12 protein-coding genes are annotated in these 17,050 nt (G+C 58.0%); 9 read left to right on the forward strand and 3 right to left on the reverse strand.

Going from position 1 to position 17,050, the window contains the following annotated elements; translation table 11 throughout:
* The first annotated feature begins 33 nt into the window (after positions 1-33).
* The 3 genes from AB1L30_RS09030 (at position 34) to AB1L30_RS09040 (ending at position 2,973) form a co-directional block, all read left to right on the forward strand.
* Positions 34-972, forward strand: coding sequence for a DUF1559 domain-containing protein (locus AB1L30_RS09030; RefSeq protein WP_367013091.1), 939 nt, complete (start codon positions 34-36; stop codon positions 970-972).
* A gap of 26 nt (positions 973-998) precedes the next feature.
* Entirely contained in the window at positions 999-1,391 is a 393-nt protein-coding gene (locus tag AB1L30_RS09035; RefSeq protein WP_367013092.1) for a hypothetical protein, read from the forward strand.
* 115 nt (positions 1,392-1,506) lie between these two features.
* Positions 1,507-2,973 (forward strand): DoxX family protein, encoded by a 1,467-nt coding sequence (locus tag AB1L30_RS09040; RefSeq protein ID WP_367013093.1) that lies wholly within the window; start codon positions 1,507-1,509, stop codon positions 2,971-2,973.
* A gap of 6 nt (positions 2,974-2,979) precedes the next feature.
* Here the strand turns inward: AB1L30_RS09040 and AB1L30_RS09045 are convergent, their stop codons facing one another.
* The gene (locus AB1L30_RS09045; RefSeq protein WP_367013094.1) at positions 2,980-4,299 is read right to left on the reverse strand and encodes a DUF1501 domain-containing protein; all 1,320 of its coding nucleotides are present in this window, start codon (positions 4,297-4,299) and stop codon (positions 2,980-2,982) included.
* Positions 4,300-4,308: 9 nt separating this feature from the next.
* The gene (locus AB1L30_RS09050; protein WP_367013095.1) at positions 4,309-5,943 is read right to left on the reverse strand and encodes a DUF1549 domain-containing protein; all 1,635 of its coding nucleotides are present in this window, start codon (positions 5,941-5,943) and stop codon (positions 4,309-4,311) included.
* Between the two features lie 207 nt (positions 5,944-6,150).
* Here AB1L30_RS09050 and AB1L30_RS09055 point away from each other — a divergent pair, with 207 nt between their 5' ends.
* The 3 genes from AB1L30_RS09055 (at position 6,151) to AB1L30_RS09065 (ending at position 9,214) form a co-directional block, all read left to right on the forward strand.
* Complete coding sequence (locus AB1L30_RS09055) at positions 6,151-7,386, forward strand: DUF4013 domain-containing protein (protein WP_367013096.1); 1,236 nt, start codon at positions 6,151-6,153, stop codon at positions 7,384-7,386.
* Between the two features lie 140 nt (positions 7,387-7,526).
* Positions 7,527-8,795: a S41 family peptidase gene (locus AB1L30_RS09060; protein ID WP_367013097.1), complete on the forward strand. Its 1,269-nt coding sequence runs from the start codon at positions 7,527-7,529 to the stop codon at positions 8,793-8,795.
* A gap of 230 nt (positions 8,796-9,025) precedes the next feature.
* Positions 9,026-9,214 (forward strand): hypothetical protein, encoded by a 189-nt coding sequence (locus tag AB1L30_RS09065; protein ID WP_367013098.1) that lies wholly within the window; start codon positions 9,026-9,028, stop codon positions 9,212-9,214.
* A gap of 16 nt (positions 9,215-9,230) precedes the next feature.
* Here AB1L30_RS09065 and AB1L30_RS09070 read toward each other — a convergent pair whose 3' ends face one another.
* The gene (locus tag AB1L30_RS09070; RefSeq protein ID WP_367013099.1) at positions 9,231-10,181 is read right to left on the reverse strand and encodes a histone deacetylase; all 951 of its coding nucleotides are present in this window, start codon (positions 10,179-10,181) and stop codon (positions 9,231-9,233) included.
* Positions 10,182-10,388: 207 nt separating this feature from the next.
* Between AB1L30_RS09070 and AB1L30_RS09075 the strand changes: the two genes are divergently transcribed.
* The 3 genes from AB1L30_RS09075 (at position 10,389) to AB1L30_RS09085 (ending at position 17,041) form a co-directional block, all read left to right on the forward strand.
* The gene (locus AB1L30_RS09075) at positions 10,389-12,368 is read left to right on the forward strand and encodes a hypothetical protein (RefSeq protein WP_367013100.1); all 1,980 of its coding nucleotides are present in this window, start codon (positions 10,389-10,391) and stop codon (positions 12,366-12,368) included.
* Between the two features lie 68 nt (positions 12,369-12,436).
* Positions 12,437-14,719: a HEAT repeat domain-containing protein gene (locus AB1L30_RS09080; RefSeq protein WP_367013101.1), complete on the forward strand. Its 2,283-nt coding sequence runs from the start codon at positions 12,437-12,439 to the stop codon at positions 14,717-14,719.
* A 165-nt stretch (positions 14,720-14,884) separates the two neighbouring features.
* Positions 14,885-17,041, forward strand: a complete 2,157-nt coding sequence (locus AB1L30_RS09085) for a 3-hydroxyacyl-CoA dehydrogenase NAD-binding domain-containing protein (RefSeq protein ID WP_367013102.1) — start codon at positions 14,885-14,887, stop codon at positions 17,039-17,041.
* Positions 17,042-17,050 lie beyond the last annotated feature (9 nt).

Raw genomic sequence — 17,050 nt, forward strand, 5'->3', positions numbered from 1 at the left:
AACCTTTTCCGCATTAGTTTGAGGCACCCAACCATGAAGTCCACACGATTCCAGCGAGGTTTCACGTTGGTGGAACTGCTCGTCGTAATAGCGATCATTGGGGTTTTGATTGCCCTGTTGTTGCCAGCCGTACAGCAGGCTCGTGAAGCGGCGCGGCGGATGAGCTGCAGCAACAATCTGAAGCAGATGGGAATCGCGATGCACAACTATCACGATACCTTCGGCAGCTTCACCTCGGGCTACATCTCGCCCAAGACCAACATCAATTACAACGCCGGTAACTGGTGCGACAGTATGGGGACCCCAGTTCATGGCGGCCATGCTCCTTGGACGGTCATGCTGCTGCCGTTCATTGAACAGCAAAACATGTACGACCAGTTTGCCTGGGATGGAAATGTGTATCAGCAGCGTTTCTTCGATCCAGGCGGGCAGGATGTCCCCAGTCCAAACAAGGACGTACTGGTTCCGATGACTGCCTATCAGTGCGCCTCGGACTCGAAGATCGCTGAGAACGACCTGCGAGCCAGTTATCGCGGCGTCCAAGGGGGTGGGCCTGACAGCGATTCTTCTTGCCAGGGACATTCGTCGAATGTTCGCCGCTTCTATACCAACGGCACGCTGTACGTGAACTCGCGAACACGTTTCGCCGACATTACCGACGGCACTTCCAATGTCATGCTGATTGGCGAAAACAACCATCCGCACGATTCGGCTGGATTCTCGTGGGCTGCCAGTGGAAAGAACGATGGTAACGGCCTGCCGGTTTGCTTGACAGGTTTCCGCTATCAATTGAACACGAATCCAACCGGCAGTTGGGAAAGCTTCACCAGCGCCTTCCGTAGCGATCATCCCGGCGGAGCCCAGTTTGTGTTCAACGATGGCTCGGTTCATTTTCTGGCGGAAACAACCGACCTGACGATCTCGCAGAACCTGGCCAAGCGTTCCGACGGCCTGCCGCTGGGCGGCTACTAGTGGAACCCTCGTACAAGGAGTCAAGCATGCGTGTTCTTTTACTTGTCGGCTTGTTGATGGTCGGCAGCGTTGGCTGTGGCGGCAACTCCGGCTATGGCGAGCCGCTACGTGGCTCGGTGACCTACGATGGTCAGCCAATCCCACGCGGAGATGTCATCCTGGAACCGAACTCGGCAAAAGGAAATTCAGGGCCGGGGACGATTGGTGAAATTATCGACGGGCGTTATGCTACCCCCAGCGGCAAAGGGATTGTCGGGGGAGAGTATTCGGTCACGATTCGTGGCTACGATGGCAAAACCGATCCCTCGACGGAAGCCGCGGCGAACAGCCCTGGCAAGGCCCTGTTTCCCGCTTACCAGACCGAAGTGAACATTCCAGCAGACGGCACCGAAGTCGATTTCGAGGTTCCCAAACCGTAACCAGCCGCCGGCAACTTGGAAAATCGAGGACGCGTCCCCACCAGGGATGCGTCCTTTTTTATTGGTATGCTATGGTTGTGGGTTGTAGCGAATATTCCCTACGGCCCCTCGATCCATGACCATCGCCACCTCGCTCGAATCCTCGGACCTTTCGACCACGCCGCGCCTGCTTGGGTTGCCGCCGATTCGCTATGCCCTGCTGGTTGTCGCTGTCCTGGCCCAGGCGGCAACCATTCTGATCACCTGGCCGCTGTGGCAAGTGCGCGAAACGCCAGTCCATATGCCGCTATTCGAGATGCCCCAGATTCCTTTTGGACTGTGGATACTTGCCACCCTGGTCTTAGTGCTCGTTAAGCCACGACTCGGGTTATTGGCCCATGCGGTCTCGCTGCTGATCTCTTTTGTCTTTGATCAATACCGCACCCAGCCCCAGGTCATCGTAATGGTGATCTTAATGCTGGCCGTCGTCGAAGACGTTGGCATCGTAATCGTGCGGTGGTTCTTGGCGTCGCTCTGGATCTGGGCGGGCACGCACAAGTTGCTCTCGCCTGACTGGTTCTCGTTTAGCTCGTGGAACATGGTCAGCTCGTTGCATGTCGATCCCGAGCAGTTTCAGATGTTGTTTGCCTGGGGCGTTGGCCTGGGCGAGCTTGCGGCGGGCCTGTTAGCGGTGTTTCGGCCTCGCTGGGCGGCGATTCCTTGCGTGCTGATGCATGTCGGAATCGTGATTTTCCTGTCGCCGCTGTTCTATAACCACAACGTGAGCGTCGTTCCGTGGAACCTGGCGACCGCAACGATCGGGTTCTGGGTGATGTGGAACACTGCGAGCATCCAGCCCAAGTTTCGCTGGGAATGGATCGTAGCGGCGGCGATGCTGGTTTATCCGCTCGGGTTCTATGTTGGCGTGGTCGATCACGGGATTGCCTGCGTGCTGTACTCGAACCATTTGCCCGAAGGAATCATCACGACGACCGAAGGTTCGCAGAAGATCTTGGGCTGGGGCGACCTGCACGTTCCGTTCCCCAACGAACGGCGACTGTTTCGCAATTACTTTCAGCATTCGGCCCCTGCTGGCTCGAAGCTGCATATCAGCGAGCCCCGTCCTTGGCTGGGGGACCAATACTTCATCAAGTTAGACGATGGCAGCATGAAGCCGCTCACTCGGGAAGAGTTCATCCACTACTCCGATCAAGAGATCGCCGGCGTGGAAGTCGACAGCCGGCGAGCCATGTTCCTGCTGCGGCGTGGCGGAGCGAAGCTCTTGCGGCGTGAAGCAGGCGGACCGATCTATGCGGTGGAGATTCCCAGCAACTACTACCGCCCAGAGCTTCTCCCATTGCTGGAAGGGCTACCGAACCTGGAGCAGTTGAATTTGGCCGATTGCCGGGTGACGGACGACGACCTGAAGTTGCTGCCGGTTCTGCCGAAGCTGGTAGGTATTGGTCTGACCAATACCCCAGTCACCAACGCCGCCATTGCGGAGTTGGTGAAGCAGCCGCGACTGGTCGTCATCGAGTACGAACAATCGAACATGACGCTCGACGCCATTTTAGATTTTCAGCGTCAGCGACCGATCGAATAACGACCTTTAAACGTCGGCGATGATCTGCGAGATAGGTTCTCCCTGGCAGATCGCCATCGGACGACCGATCGGGGTTTGATAGTCCTTGGTGAAATCGATTCCCAAGGCCGAATGGATCGTGGCGTGGATATCCTCAACCCGAACGGCATGCTTGGTGTCGGCAGTGATCTTGCCCCCTTCCGGATCGGTCTCTCCCAGCACGACGCCGCGGCGGATACCTCCCCCGGCGAGAGCCACGCTGAAGCCGTGCGGCCAGTGGTCGCGGCCTGCCGCAGGATTGATCTTCGGCGTGCGTCCGAATTCTCCACCACACAGCACCAAGGTGTCCTCGAAGATCTCTTTCTCTTGCAGATGCTTGATCGTGGCACTGAAGGCGGCGTCGAGCTGCGCGGCCCGGGCCGATTGCAACTGATGGTTATTCGCGTGCGTATCCCAGCCAGAGAGCGTGACCTGAACGCATCGCACACCAGTCTCGATCAACTGCGTCGCACATAAGCAGCCCCGTCCGAAGCCGTTGTCTCCGAATTGATCTTTGAGGGCCTTCGGGACTTCGTCGATGTTGAACGCACCAATTTGGTCTGATGTCATCATCGTGGTCGCCCGCTCGACCGTCTTGCGATGAAGCGTTTTGTTGGCTTCCAGGTCGGCTCTTCGACCGCGGGCAAAGCTCGATTCCAAGATATCCAGATCAGCCATGCGTGCCTCGAAGCGATCTTCGCCTACACGTTTGGGCAGATCTGGCAGCGGGCCAATCGGATCGTACATCCGGAATGCATCGTACTTGTTCCCCAGGAAACCACCTTTCGGCGAGAACTCGCTGGGGAAGATCGATACGTGACGCGGGATCTCAACGCCATCGATCGACAGTTCATGGCACATCACCGCGCCGATCGCGGGATGAACGAGCGTGGGGTCAGGGCGGTACCCGGTCTGCATGTTGTAGGTGGCCCTTTCGTGATCCCCTTCTTTACTGGTGACACATCGCAGCAGCGATACCTGATCCATGATCTCGGCAGTGAATGGCATCGTATCGGCCAGTTGCACGCCAGGGACCGACGTATCGATCCCCTTCACATCGCCACCGATCAACTTGCCGGCGTGCGGATCCCAGGTCTCCAGTTGACTGGGACCACCTTGCATCCAGAGCACGATTACCGACTTCGGCCGGCGGCGTGCGTCGGGCGATTGTTCCGACGACGCGGCCAGCAGGCGAGAAAGAGGCGTCAGCCAGGCCAGGCCTGCGCCGGCTTGCAATAAGGTTCGACGCGAGAAATGCGCCGCCGTGCCGCACCCTTCCGGCCCCAGCATGTTGGGAAAGCGATTCATGGCAGATCCTTAGTGGTTCCAGGCGAATTCGGTGCAGTTCATCAGGGCCCAGTAGATATCTTCCAGGTCCTGCATACGATTGGCTTTGATCTCGGTATCTTTCAGGCGAGCAACGAAGTGCTGCTGCTCGATCTCGGTTGGTCGTCGCGTCAGCACACACAGGAACGCCGTTTCGACCGCGACTTCATCGCTAGGGGCAAGTGCCGCCACGCGGGAAGCGGAGTTCCGCAGGAAGTTCTGCGTGGTCCGCTCTTTGACCAGGTTGCCATTCATCATCAGCAACCGCTGCGGGATCGTCCCGCCATCCATGCTGAATTCGTCCTCACCTGCGTCGCCATAACGCTTAAGGAAGTCGTTCGTTTCGCCGAACGTAATCAGCCGCGTGAGGATATGGCTATCAGCGTTCAACGTTTGCAGGAACGTCGCCTGATTGATGCTGCCGATAACTTGTTCCGGCCGAAGCATCGTGACAGGAAACGCCGCCCAGGTTTGTTCGTGCCGGGGAGTGATTTCATGTTCGGCCCGGCTATCGAGCTGAAAGGCCTCGGTCGAGGCGATCAAGCGAATCAGTTCCTTGAGGTCGAATCCGCTGGCAATGAACTCGTCGACCAGCGGTTCGAGCCCTGGCGGATAGGTTCCTTGCTCGAAGCTGCCCTCCAGCGGAATGCTATCGACCGGTTCAACCAACGGCCGGCCGGTCATCACCGCCCAGACGCGATTCACCAACGCTCGGGCAAAGGGGCGATTCTCGGGGTGCGTCACCCAACCGGCGAGTCGCTCGCGAAGCGTTCCGCTCTGTTCGGCCAACAGTTGCTGGTTGAACGGGACCTGGGCAGGGACCGTTGTTTCTTCTTCCGCATTGAGATACTTGAACTCGTAAGGGCGTCCCTTTTTGTCGGTGATGCCGACGAACGAATTCTGCGCTTCGCTGAAGAACGAGGCCAACTCGTGGAAGTCGCTCTGCTTCAGATCGCCCCCCAGGTTGTCGTCGTGGCACTGCACGCAGTCGATACGAGTCGCCAGAAAAGCACGCGTCAGACGCCCGGCCAGCATCGCGACGTCAGGTTCTTTCGTACCATCTTGATCGACGGTCGCCGTGATGAAGTTTACCGCCGGGTGATCGGTCCATAGGCCTGACTCGGCAATCAGTTCTTTCGTGAGCTGATCGTACGGACGATTGGCCATTAGTTGATCACTGAGCCAGGTAACAAACCTTCGTTTGCGAAAGATGAGAAACGGTCCGTTTTCGGTTCCGACATAGGCCCGCGAGAGACGCTCGGCCATGTAGTCGCCATAACGGCGATCTTCGAGTAAGTGATCGACCCACCATGCCAGGCGATCTTCCTCTGGGCGATTTTCGAGGAGGCGGATCTCTTCGAGCGAAGGAATCGAACCGGTCAGTCCCAGCGAAATGCGGCGAGCGATCGTCAGGTCATCCGCTTTCGGAGCAGGCTTCAGGTCATCGCGTTCCCAGATCTCGGCGAACTGCGCATCGATAATCTGCTTGGCTTTCAGCATGCTGGCATCGGCCACGATCAATGGCGTATCGATGGCCTCGACCCTCGGCGGAGCCAGCAGCCAGTTGGCCAGCGAAGCGAGCAGAATCGTCGCCAGAGCGATAAATGCGATGTTCTTCAGCCACATATGCGTTGGTCCGTGACGAAGTCTGTCAGACGAGAAAAGGTGCGATTCGACTCCATTCTTACCAATATCCCCAATTGGAAGTTTCTCATTGTAGAGAAAACTTGGCAATTTCTTCGATTTCTCAAAACCACCCGCCCAATTGTCCGGGTAAAAAAGGAACCTACGTAGATTTTCCGCGATCTCGTCTCGTCACCCCTGGAAACATCCATGTCTGTCGCCAATGCCAGCTGGCCCACCGACGAATTGATTGCCGCGGAGGAAATCGTCCGACCGCTGGGCGATCCACCTTCGTCGCCTGAAACGCCAGACCAGGGTGTTGGCGTACCTCCCAAGACGCCAATCTTCTGGCGGATTGGCTCGGGCCTGCTGAGTGCCGGTGACTGGTGCTTTGGCGTGGTCTCGATGGTCGTGATCCTCGCTTTTCTGGCGACCGTGCCGGTGCTGAACCTGATGAGCCTCGGCTATCTGCTGGAAGTTGCGGGCCGGATCGGCCGCACCGGGAAGTTCACCCAAGGATTCGTCGGGATTCGGAAGGCCTCGAAGATCGGCAGCATGGTGGCCGGAGCGTGGTTGATGTTTCTGCCGCTGCGGTTCCTTTCCGATGCCTGGCAAAGTGCCTGGCTGATCGATCCGAACAGTCCTCAGACACGAAACTTGTGGACGGTCACGATGATCGCGACAGTGGCCGTTGGTCTGCATGTCGCTTGGGCATGCTATCGCGGAGGTCGCTTCCGCCACTTCCTTTGGCCAGCCCCCATCTTGTTTTTCAAGACAATCTTTACCGGTGGCATGTACGCCCATGCTCGGGAAGGGACGCTCGCGTTCATCAAAGAACTTCACCTGTGGCATTACTTCTCGCTCGGAGCCCGCGGCTTCTTCGGGACGCTGGCCTGGCTGGCAATTCCGGTGCTGTGGATGATTGGTGCCCGGCAGATTACCGAGCCAGGGGCCGCGTTCGTGGTGAGCTTGCCCGGGATGCTGATGTTTGCCTTCGTGCTGCTTTACCTGCCATTTCTGCAAGCCCACTTCGCCGCCGAGAACCGTTTCAAAGCGTTGTTTGAAGTGCGAATGGTTCGCAGCCTCTTTCGTCAGGCTCCGCTGGCCTGGTGGTTGGCTTTACTGACAACGCTGCTATTCGCGTTGCCGCTTTACCTGCTGAAGATCGAAATGATCGACCGCGAGATCGCGTGGCTGCCGAGCTTGTTCTTTGTCGTGTTTATCTTTCCGGCCCGGATGCTTTCTGGGTGGGCGTTGGCCGTGGCGAAGAAGCGGGAGAAACCGGCTCATTTCGTGTGGCGATGGCTGGGTCGATTGGCGGCGATTCCGGTCGTCGTGTCGTACATCTTCTTCATGTACTTGTTTCTTTACATCTCGTGGAGAGGGGCGGATAGTCTGCTGGAACAGCACGCGTTTCTCGTTCCGGTCCCATTTCTGGGAAGCTAGGCAAAGGCCTTGCTACTAGGACCATCCTGCTGCACGGGGTACGATAGAGGGACTCGAGTGCTCGTAGACCTGCTATTACGTCTTAGTGCCTTATGCCGCGTGGAAACCTGATTACGATTTGCGTCACCTTCGTCGTGGCAATGATTTGTTACGCGTCGGCGGGACAATCTCGCTACGCTTTGATGTTCCAGCAAGGGATGCGGACCATCTCCGAGTTCTACGTGCGGCCGGTCGACGACGAAGAGCTGTTCAACGCCGCAATGGAAGGCCTGACAGCGCCTCTCGATCAAAACTCGGTCTACATCGCTCCGCCCCGCTATTCCGATTTCCGCCGAGAGCTAGGTCAGGAATTCGGCGGCATCGGTGTGCATGTCGACTTCAACAAAGAAACCCGCGAGATGCTGGTGATCACGCCTCTAGCAGGCGCGCCAGCTTATGAAGCAGGCGTTCAAGCAGGCGACGTTATCCTGGCGATCGATGGCGTGAAGCTCAATGGCGAAGACTTCGATACTTCGCTCAAGCGGCTGCATGGCGAGAAAGGTACTCCGGTTACCTTGACCGTGCAGCATATCGGGGCGGAAAAGCCGGTCGATATCACCATGAACCGGGCCAGCATTATGGTCGAATCGGTCATGGGTGACACGCACGGTCCCGGTGGCAAATGGAGCTATGTGTTAGCCGAGAATCCGAAGATTGGCTATATCCGTGTCGACTCATTCGGCGATCGTACCGCTTCCGACTTCGAGGCCGCTCTTCAGCAGATCGACGGTAAAGTCGAAGGGATCATCATCGACATGCGCGGAAACGCGGGCGGTTATCTGACCGCGGCGATCCAGATGGTCGACATGTTTATCGATCAAGGCGAGATCGTCACAACGCGTACCCGCAACAACCAGATCCGCGACGTTTACGAAGCTTCGTCCGGCGGCACGATCGTTCCGAAGAACCTCCCGGTGGTCGTGATGGTGAATCGCTTCAGTGCGAGTGCCAGTGAAATCTTCGCCGCCGCCCTGCAAGATCATCACCGGGCAACCATCGTCGGCGAACGCTCGTTCGGCAAAGGGACCGTGCAAAGCATCTTCCCACTGGATGGGGATCGCCGGGCCATGAAGATCACGACCGCCACGTACTGGCGGCCGAGCGGCAGCAACATTCATCATTTTCCTGATTCTAAGGATGATGACGATTGGGGCGTCACCCCTGACGAAAGCTGGGAGTTGGAATTAGACGACGAGACGTTGGCAAAAGTCATCCGCTCGCGTCGGCTGCATGATGTCGACCGAACAAATTTCGCCGATCCTTCCTCCGCCGACAAACGTGAGATTTCGGAAGATGAGCAAGCCTTGCTCGACTTTACCGACCCACAACTGCAAACGGCTATCGAAGCGATTCAAGACGCCGCTAAGTAGGCGTTTGGAAGCTTTTGCAAAGGTGATTTGAAAATTCTTCCTTCGAGTCTGAGGGCTATCGGACTCGCAAAAACGGGGCAAACTTTGCCGTCTTCAAGGCAAATTCAAAAGTCTCGATAAACGCCGACTTGAATCATTTCGAAGGCGGTTTGGCACTTTTTGGCACTCGCATTGCAAGTTACACGGCCATCCTCTCCCTTCCGACTCATGAACTGAAGAAAGTCGCCTTGATGGTCTGCAACGTTGATCACTTCCGTTGGCCTAAGAATAATATCCCAACCAGCCTGGAACTGGAATCGTTCTCGCGACCTCTCCCCGTTCAGCCGCACCCAGAAACGCCTTACGTCGTGGTGCTGCTGAAGATGCTCAGCGTTGCCGATGATGTCACCGAGAAGGGTATCGACCCGCTCGAGCGATAGTCGCGACTTCTCGCTGCTAGGCTGAAGAATCCCCGGCCAGTTGGTTCAGATGAAGCTGAACCGACTCGGCCAGCCGGGTCGGATTGTAGCCCCCTTCTAAAAGACTGACGATTCTCCCACCGCACCAGGTGTTGGCCACCTCTTGGACCTGCTGCGTCAGCGTGATGTAGTCTTCGCTTTCCAGGCCCAAGTCTCCGACCGGGTCGTCTTTGTGGGCATCGAACCCAGCGCTGATCAGAACCAACTCGGGGCGGACTCGTTCGGCAAACTTCTGCAGTTGATGCTCGAACCGGCTTAAGATCTCGGCCCGTTCGGTTCCATAAGTGACCGGCAGATTGTGGGTCAGCCCCAGTCCAGGCCCTTCGCCTGTCGCGTGACGATCGCCAGAGCCTGGGTAGAACGGATAGCGGTGCATCGAAAAGAACCCGACCGTCTCGTCTCGCCAGAAGATGTCTTGCGTGCCGTTTCCATGATGCACGTCCCAGTCGACGACCAGCACCCGGGATAAATCGAGCCTCTTCACCGCGTACGATGCCGCCACGGCGACGTTGTTGAACAAGCAAAACCCCATGCTCGTGTCAGGGGTCGCATGGTGCCCCGGCGGCCGAAACAAGCAGAAGGCATTGTCCGCTTCTCCTCGGACAACCTTCTGGGTCGCATCGATCGCCGCGCCGACCGCCAGCAAGGCAACCTGGTACGATTCAGGCGAGACCAGCGTATCGACTTCGATTCGGCCTCCCCCCTGTTGGCAAAACTTCTCAACCACTTCGGCCACCGAGGCGTCGTGAGCCAGCAATAAGTCCGACTTCGTAGCCGGCTCGAATGGGGGGCAAACCCAAGATTCCCAGGTTTTTTCGGCCTGCAGTCGCTCGGTACAGGTCATCAAACGTACCGCAGACTCTGGGTGCGAGGTCGTTTTGTGCTGAAGAAAACGATCGTCATAGTAAAGCAGGTTCTTTTCACCCATACCCAGCCCTCTTAGGGGGAATCCACCAATTCGTTGACACTCTCCGCTATAGGCAACTATTCTTAACCTTGGCGGAGTCAGAGGGTATGATTACATAACTCGTCGATCGGGGGAAAGATTTCCCTAAACTACCCTCGCCAGGCTCATCGAAGCCGAGCCTCATTCATTCCGAGGTTCGCACGTATCTACCCATAGGAACATCGTGGCATGAAACGACTTGCAATTTGGTCTCTGGTTTTCGCGCTGATGGCGATTGCCACACCATCTGCCTGGGCGCAGTACAAGGAAATTGATGTCACCGCCACCGATATCGATCCGGACTCCCGCGACCCCCAAACCCGTATCCGGTTTGGCCAGGCACAAGCGGTCGTTCGCGAATACCTCGGCGGGAAGACCATGGACGAATCGGGCCGCACGGCGATTCGGAAGTTCTTCCGCGACGCCTACCTGAAGAGCTGGACGCGCAAGCAGAACGCATCCCAGGCCGGTGCCAAACGCCAAGAGTTTCTCCGCACCTATTACTCGCCGAACTACGCCGATCAGACAGCCCGCGCGATGCTGAACGAGATCATGGTCGAGTTCATGCGCGAGTACATCAAGCCAGCCTATCACCCCGTGCTGCGTTACAACGCTGCTTTGCTGCTGGGTGACCTGCGCTCGAAAGAAATGGACACGCTGGCCGGAACGCCATCCGTTCCTTACGCCCCGGCCACGGCCATGCTGGTTAGTATCATTGAAGATCCAAACCAAAGCGACGCCGTCAAGATCGGTGCTTGGGTTGGTCTGATGGATCACGCCCAGCTTTACGGAGTCAATCTCGGTGCGATGCCGAATGCCGAGAAAGGCAAAGTGCTGAGCCTGGTCGTCAAAACGATCAACGAAAAAGAAGTCCCCAAGAATTCCAGCCCCGACGCACATCAGTGGATGCGGAAGCGTGCCATCGATGTCGCCAAGTCGATCGGCAGCTCCGGGGTGAATGGCAACCTGGCCCAGGCACTCGACACCGTGATTCTCGACGAGTCGCTGCCGATGAACATGCGCTGCGAAGCGATCGCCGCCAAGGGCCAAATGACCTTCGATCCGCAGACCGCCGGCAAGATGGATGTCGTGAAGCAATCGGCTGAAATCGGCAAGGTTGGCCTCGAAGCAGTCGCCGCCGACGTCGAGTGGTACGACGACGCGATCAAAGAATATTACAAGGTTATGATGGGCCCAGGTGGCGGCGGCGAATATGGCGGCGGCATGGGCATGCCTGGCATGGGTGCTCCTGGTATGGGAGGGGGTGCTCCTGGCTTGGGTCGTGGCGCTGGGCCATCGTCACCATCCGCAGGTCGTCCCGTCGGTGGAGGTAGTCGTCGCAACAGTCGACGTGGTTCCCGCGACGAAGGCATGATGGAAGGTGAGTTCGGTGGTGGTGGTATGGAACAGCAGGAAATCCTGCGAGACCCGATTGCCCTCCGCATGGAAACCTTGTTCCGTCGTCAAGCCAAGACCCATCTCGACGAAGCCAAGCAAGGCCTGGTGGGTAACATCACGCAGCCAATCTCCGGCGATGGCTCGAACATCAATGAAGGTCTGATTCGTTACGCCAAGGCAGCCGAAGATCGTCAGATGATCGTGGCCCTGGCCAACGCGATGATTGCCATGCTGGCCACCATCGACGACGACGAATTGATGGAAGCCGAGTTGCTGAAGAACTCGAAGACCCGTCTGGAAAATCTGACCACGGCCGCTCAGAAACTGGCCGCGAAAGCTGCCATCGAAATTACGCCGCCGGATAAGAATGACGAAGAAGACGAAGTCGTCGGCCCCGATGTCCCCGGTGGCGCCGCCCCAGGTCCTCGCCGTGGCGTGATGCCTACCGGTCCCGATATGCCAGGCGGAGCCGACCTTCCTGGTGCCGGTCCCGGTACGGGCCCCGCCGCTGGAGCTGGTGGTACTCCCGCGATGCCTGCCGGTGCGGACGTTCCTGGTGGAGCCGATGTCCCTGGCGGTGCGGACGTTCCAGGTGGGGCCGATGTGCCCGGTGGAGCGGCTACTCCTGGACCGGGTGGACCGGGTGCTGGTGGTCCTGCTCCTGGTGGCCCGGGTGCTGGTTCTGGCAATCCAGCGCCCCCTGCTGGTGGTCCGGCCGGTGGTACCGGCACGACCCCGATGCCTCCGACGGGCAGCGACCTGCCTGGCTAGTTCTTTCGGCCTAGGCATTCGCCTGACTGATCTTGTCCCGACAGCCGCCGCCCGTTAAAAGCGGCGGCATGATCCAGAATTATGTTCGGGCCAACTCGATTCCTGCTTCGCTGCTAGCACTCGCCGCAGCGGTCACTCTTCTTTGTGGAAGTGGTTGCCGTAGCGTCGTCAGCGATGATCGTGCGCTCGAAACCTTGGCCAGCGAACCGTCCCCAGAGCAACCGAAGTCGCTTCCCGCCAAGCTCACATCTACGCCAATGGACCAAGCGGCGAAGCCTGACGTTGCCGTGACCGAGGCTGAAGCGATCCTCGCGGCGAATGTCATTCAATCGAAGAAGAACGACTTTCGCCCTCGCAAGATTTCGTCTCGGGGCTGGTATCACGAAGCCGGAACGCCTCTCTACCGAGCGATTCCCACCGGCACGCACCTGTGGCGACATCAGTCCCTCGAGCGGCTGCTGGATCAGCCAGAATCACCTCGCGAAACACTCCTCGCTGGCACACGATCGACCGATCCGGAAGTTCAATCGACGGCCATGATCGGACTGGCTCGCCTGGGTGAGTCGGTCGACCCGGCAGCACTCGGCAAGTTGGTCGAAGATGAAACGACCACTTCCGCCACGAAAGCTGCCTTGCTGGAAGCTATCGTCCTGCAACCAACACAAATAGCTCGACCGGTCGTGTCAGGCTTGTTCGAGCGACGCGAGGCGTTGCTCTCTTCGGTTCAGATCGAAGGCGAAGATGCGGTCACGCTCCTCGAGCAACAGCTCTGGATCGCATTGGCCGCCGTATCACAGAAGATCGAAGACGATCCGCGGTTCATCGTTGCTTTCGCTCAGCATAAGCCAGAGATTCAGGAAACGATTCTCGATCTGCTCCTGGTCGCTCACTGTCGAAAGGTCCCTGAACCGATTGCCCAGCGATTCGGCACCATGTCGACCCAGGCAATTCGTCGTGTCGGACTGTGGCCAGCCTATTTGCGATCGGTCGCCCCCATCGATCGGCTGCTCGAACAAACGCGCTCGGCCGACTTCCCCACGCGTGAAGCCGCGACGATCGGCCTCGGTCGCGAAGGCTCGAAGGAAGCTCGGGAAGCCCTCGAAGCAATCACCGAAAATGATTCGACGCTCGTGCAAGTCGCTGCTGTGATTGCCTGGGCTCAACTGGACGATCACCTGCATTGGACTCGCCTGGCGGAAGCTCCTTCGTGGCGAGTTCGCCTGGCGGTGGCGGAATTCATTCCGATCGAACCTCGCCATCAGTTCGCTATCGAAAAGCTTAGCGAAGACAACAGCCGCCAGGTTCGCGAAGCGATCGAAGCCCGGGCAGGCATGTTGGTTTCGCGAAAGTCAGACGACGCCGATGCCGAGCCGAAGCCCATCGAACGCGTCGAACTGACTCCCGAAGAAGCGATCACCATCCTCGACTTGATCGACCAGTCCCAACATGCCGCAGATGAGTCGCAGCGCGTGAAGGCCCGGCAAACGTTGCTCTTGGAACCAGCCAAAGTGCTGACCGCCGTCGATCAAGCAGCCGAACAACTGGCCAACTACGAGAACGACTACCTATTCCAGGTCTTGTTGCCCCAGTGCGATCCGTTGTATCGGCGATTGGAAGAAGCGATCTCTGACCGCCCTCAACTGGCTCTCGGTGCCGCGCGACAATTGGCACAGCACGCCACGCAGCATCCGTTGCCGGAACTGGTCGTTTGGCGGATTTACCGGAACATCGACCGCTTCACACCGATGACATGGCCGGTGCTACTGGAAATCGTTCACGAGGATCAGCGTCCCCCTGCCGAAGCAATCGTTCGTCGAGCCTTGGGAACCGATCTCACTCAAGTACGCATCGCGGCCTACGAGCACGTGTCGAGGTATCCTTTGCCGGATGTCGCTTCGCAGCTGTGCGACGGCCTGGAACATGAGATGCCTGCGGTTCGTATCGCGGCGATTGAAGCCTTGCAGCAGCTGCAGCGCGATGGCGATCGTCATCGATTCGCCGAAATGCTGCTCGATAGCGACATTGATGTTCAACTGGCTGCGTGCCGGGCCTTGGATCATTTTCAAGATCCACGCGGATCAAGCCATTTAAACCGCATGACCTATTCGTCGTCGAAGACAGTTCGCTTGCTGGCCGTTCAATCGATCGCGGCCCGAAACAACGATTCGGATATTCCGACCTTGATTCGAGCTCTGGACGACGAAACGGCAATCCGCAGTGCGGCTCTCGACGGACTGTCCAGTCTTGTCCCGAAAGGACAGCACCCAGGACAGATTTCTCCGGCCGATTCGCTGGATGCCCGGTGTGCTGCGTGGAAAAACTGGTTCGACCGTCAGGCCTCGTTCCAGTAAGCCAATTTCTCCGGCGCCAGGGCTTGGCTCCGCCCAACCCTTCCCGCCTCGGCGCGTTATAATTCCTTCGTCCGGGAGCACCCCGCATGTTACGCTCCCCTAATGGTGTTACGTGGTCCAGATGGCATACCCTTGCCGAAGGCCCGGGACGAAACGGACGGAGACATGGCCCCGAATTCCAGCATCAAGCTCAGCTACCCCGAGAAGGACATCGCTCGCCTTACGTTCGACCTGCCTGACAAAGGGGCGAACATCCTCAGCCATCCAGTGATGGAAGAGTTGGCAGGCCATCTCGATGAACTCGCCAAACGTGACGATATCGTTGGCGTGATTCTCGATTCCGCGAAGCCCAGCATCTTCATTGCTGGTGCCGACATTCGCGAGTTCGCCGCCTCGATGGAAGTCGATACCAAGCGAACCTACGAGATGTGCCGCTGGGGGCAAACCCTCTTCGGGCGATTGCATACAAACAAATGGATCACCGTCGCTGCCATCAATGGTACCTGCGTTGGTGGTGGTACCGAACTGGCCCTTGGCTGCGATCGCCGCGTGGTCACGACGCACGACAAGACCGAGATCGGTTTACCGGAAGTGAAGCTCGGTATCTATCCCGGCTGGGGTGGCACCGTGCGACTTTCGCGTTTGGTCGGCCTGGGCAACGCGGTGAAGATGATCACCTCGGGCGAAAGTGTCTCGCCGCAGAAGGCTCTTGAACTTGGCTTCGCCGACGATATGGTTCCGCCAGAACACTTGTTGGCGGCCGCCATCGGCATCATTCGCGAAGAAGAAAAGACCGGTCAGTACAAGCAAGACCGAGCTAAGCGTGTTCAGCCGATCTCGATCAACGAGACCGAATTCGGTTTCATGGGTGCGACCGCATCGGCCTACATTCAGCAGCAAACCAAGGGACAGTATCCTGCCCCCTTGGCCGCTCTGGAAACGTTGCTCGGCGGAGCGATGCTCGATGCCGAGGCTGCCCTAGAGCTTGAAGCCCAGGGGATGGCCAGCCTGTTTGGCACCCCGGTCAATGCGGCACTGATCAACGTCTTCCTGCTGACCGATCGCAATAAGAAAGATAGCGGCGTTGCTGGCGACGGACCGCAGCCTCGCAAGCTGCAATCGGCCAGCGTGATCGGTGCTGGGATCATGGGAAGCGGCATCGCGGCCGCCAACTTGAAGCGTGGCCTGGCGGTCAAACTGAACGACGCCAATGCCGAAGCACTACAGCGTGGTGCCAGTGCGATTTTGGACGAAGTGTCGTTCGACAAAGCGACCCGCAGTAAGAGTGTCGAGCGAGCCATCGAGTACGCCGGTCGACTTCGTAGCACGACCAACAGTTCCGAACTCCTCGACAGCGATATCATCATTGAAGCGGTCGTCGAGAACCTCGAACTGAAACGCAAGATCTTCGCCGGTCTCGAAGAAAACCTCCCTGAGACCACGATCCTGGCAAGCAACACGTCGACCTTGCCGATCACCAAGCTCGCCGGAAATCTGAAGCATCCGGAACGGTTCGTCGGGATCCACTTCTTCAACCCAGTTCGCAAAATGAAGTTGGTGGAAGTGATCCGAGGCGAGAAGACCTCGGACGAAACGGCCGCGACCGCCGTGGCTTATGCCAAAGGTCTCGGCAAGTTTCCGATCGTCGTCAACGATGGCCCTGGTTTCCTGGTGAATCGACTGCTGTTCCCTTACATGAACGAAGCGACGCAGCTTCTTCAGGACGGGGTCGATATGAAACGGATTGACAAAGTCGCGGTCAAGTTCGGCATGCCGATGGGTCCAATCGCCTTGTACGACATGGTCGGCATCGACACCTCGTTCTATGCCGGACGAACCATGTACGACGCTTTCCCGGATCGCACGCTCGTTTCCCCGATCTTGCCCGCGTTGATCAAGAACGAACGCCTCGGCACGAAGAAGGGGTACGGTTTCTATAACCACGAAAAGAAGAAGGGGCGTCCCGAGCCAGATCCAATGGCATTGGAACTGATTGCCCGTTATGTCGATCCACCGCAGCGAGAAATCACCGATGCCGAGATCGAACATCGTTTGATTTTGCCAATGCTGTTGGAAGCGACACGGGCCCTCGACGAAGGCGTCGTTCGCGATCCGCGCGACGTCGATCTAGGTTTGATCTTTGGGATCGGGTTCCCACCGTTTAAAGGTGGGCTGCTCTTCTGGGCCGATACGGTCGGGGCGAAGACCCTGGTCGAATGGCTCAAGCCGTTGGAAGAAATCGGCAAGCGTTTTGTCCCCACCGAAATGCTGCTCGATATGGCGAAGAACGACAGCAAGTTTTACGACCGAGCGTCGAACTAGTTCACGGAT

Origin of the sequence: Bremerella sp. JC817 (assembly GCF_040718835.1) — a bacterium.
In the GTDB taxonomy this organism is placed as follows: Bacteria; Planctomycetota; Planctomycetia; order Pirellulales; family Pirellulaceae; genus Bremerella.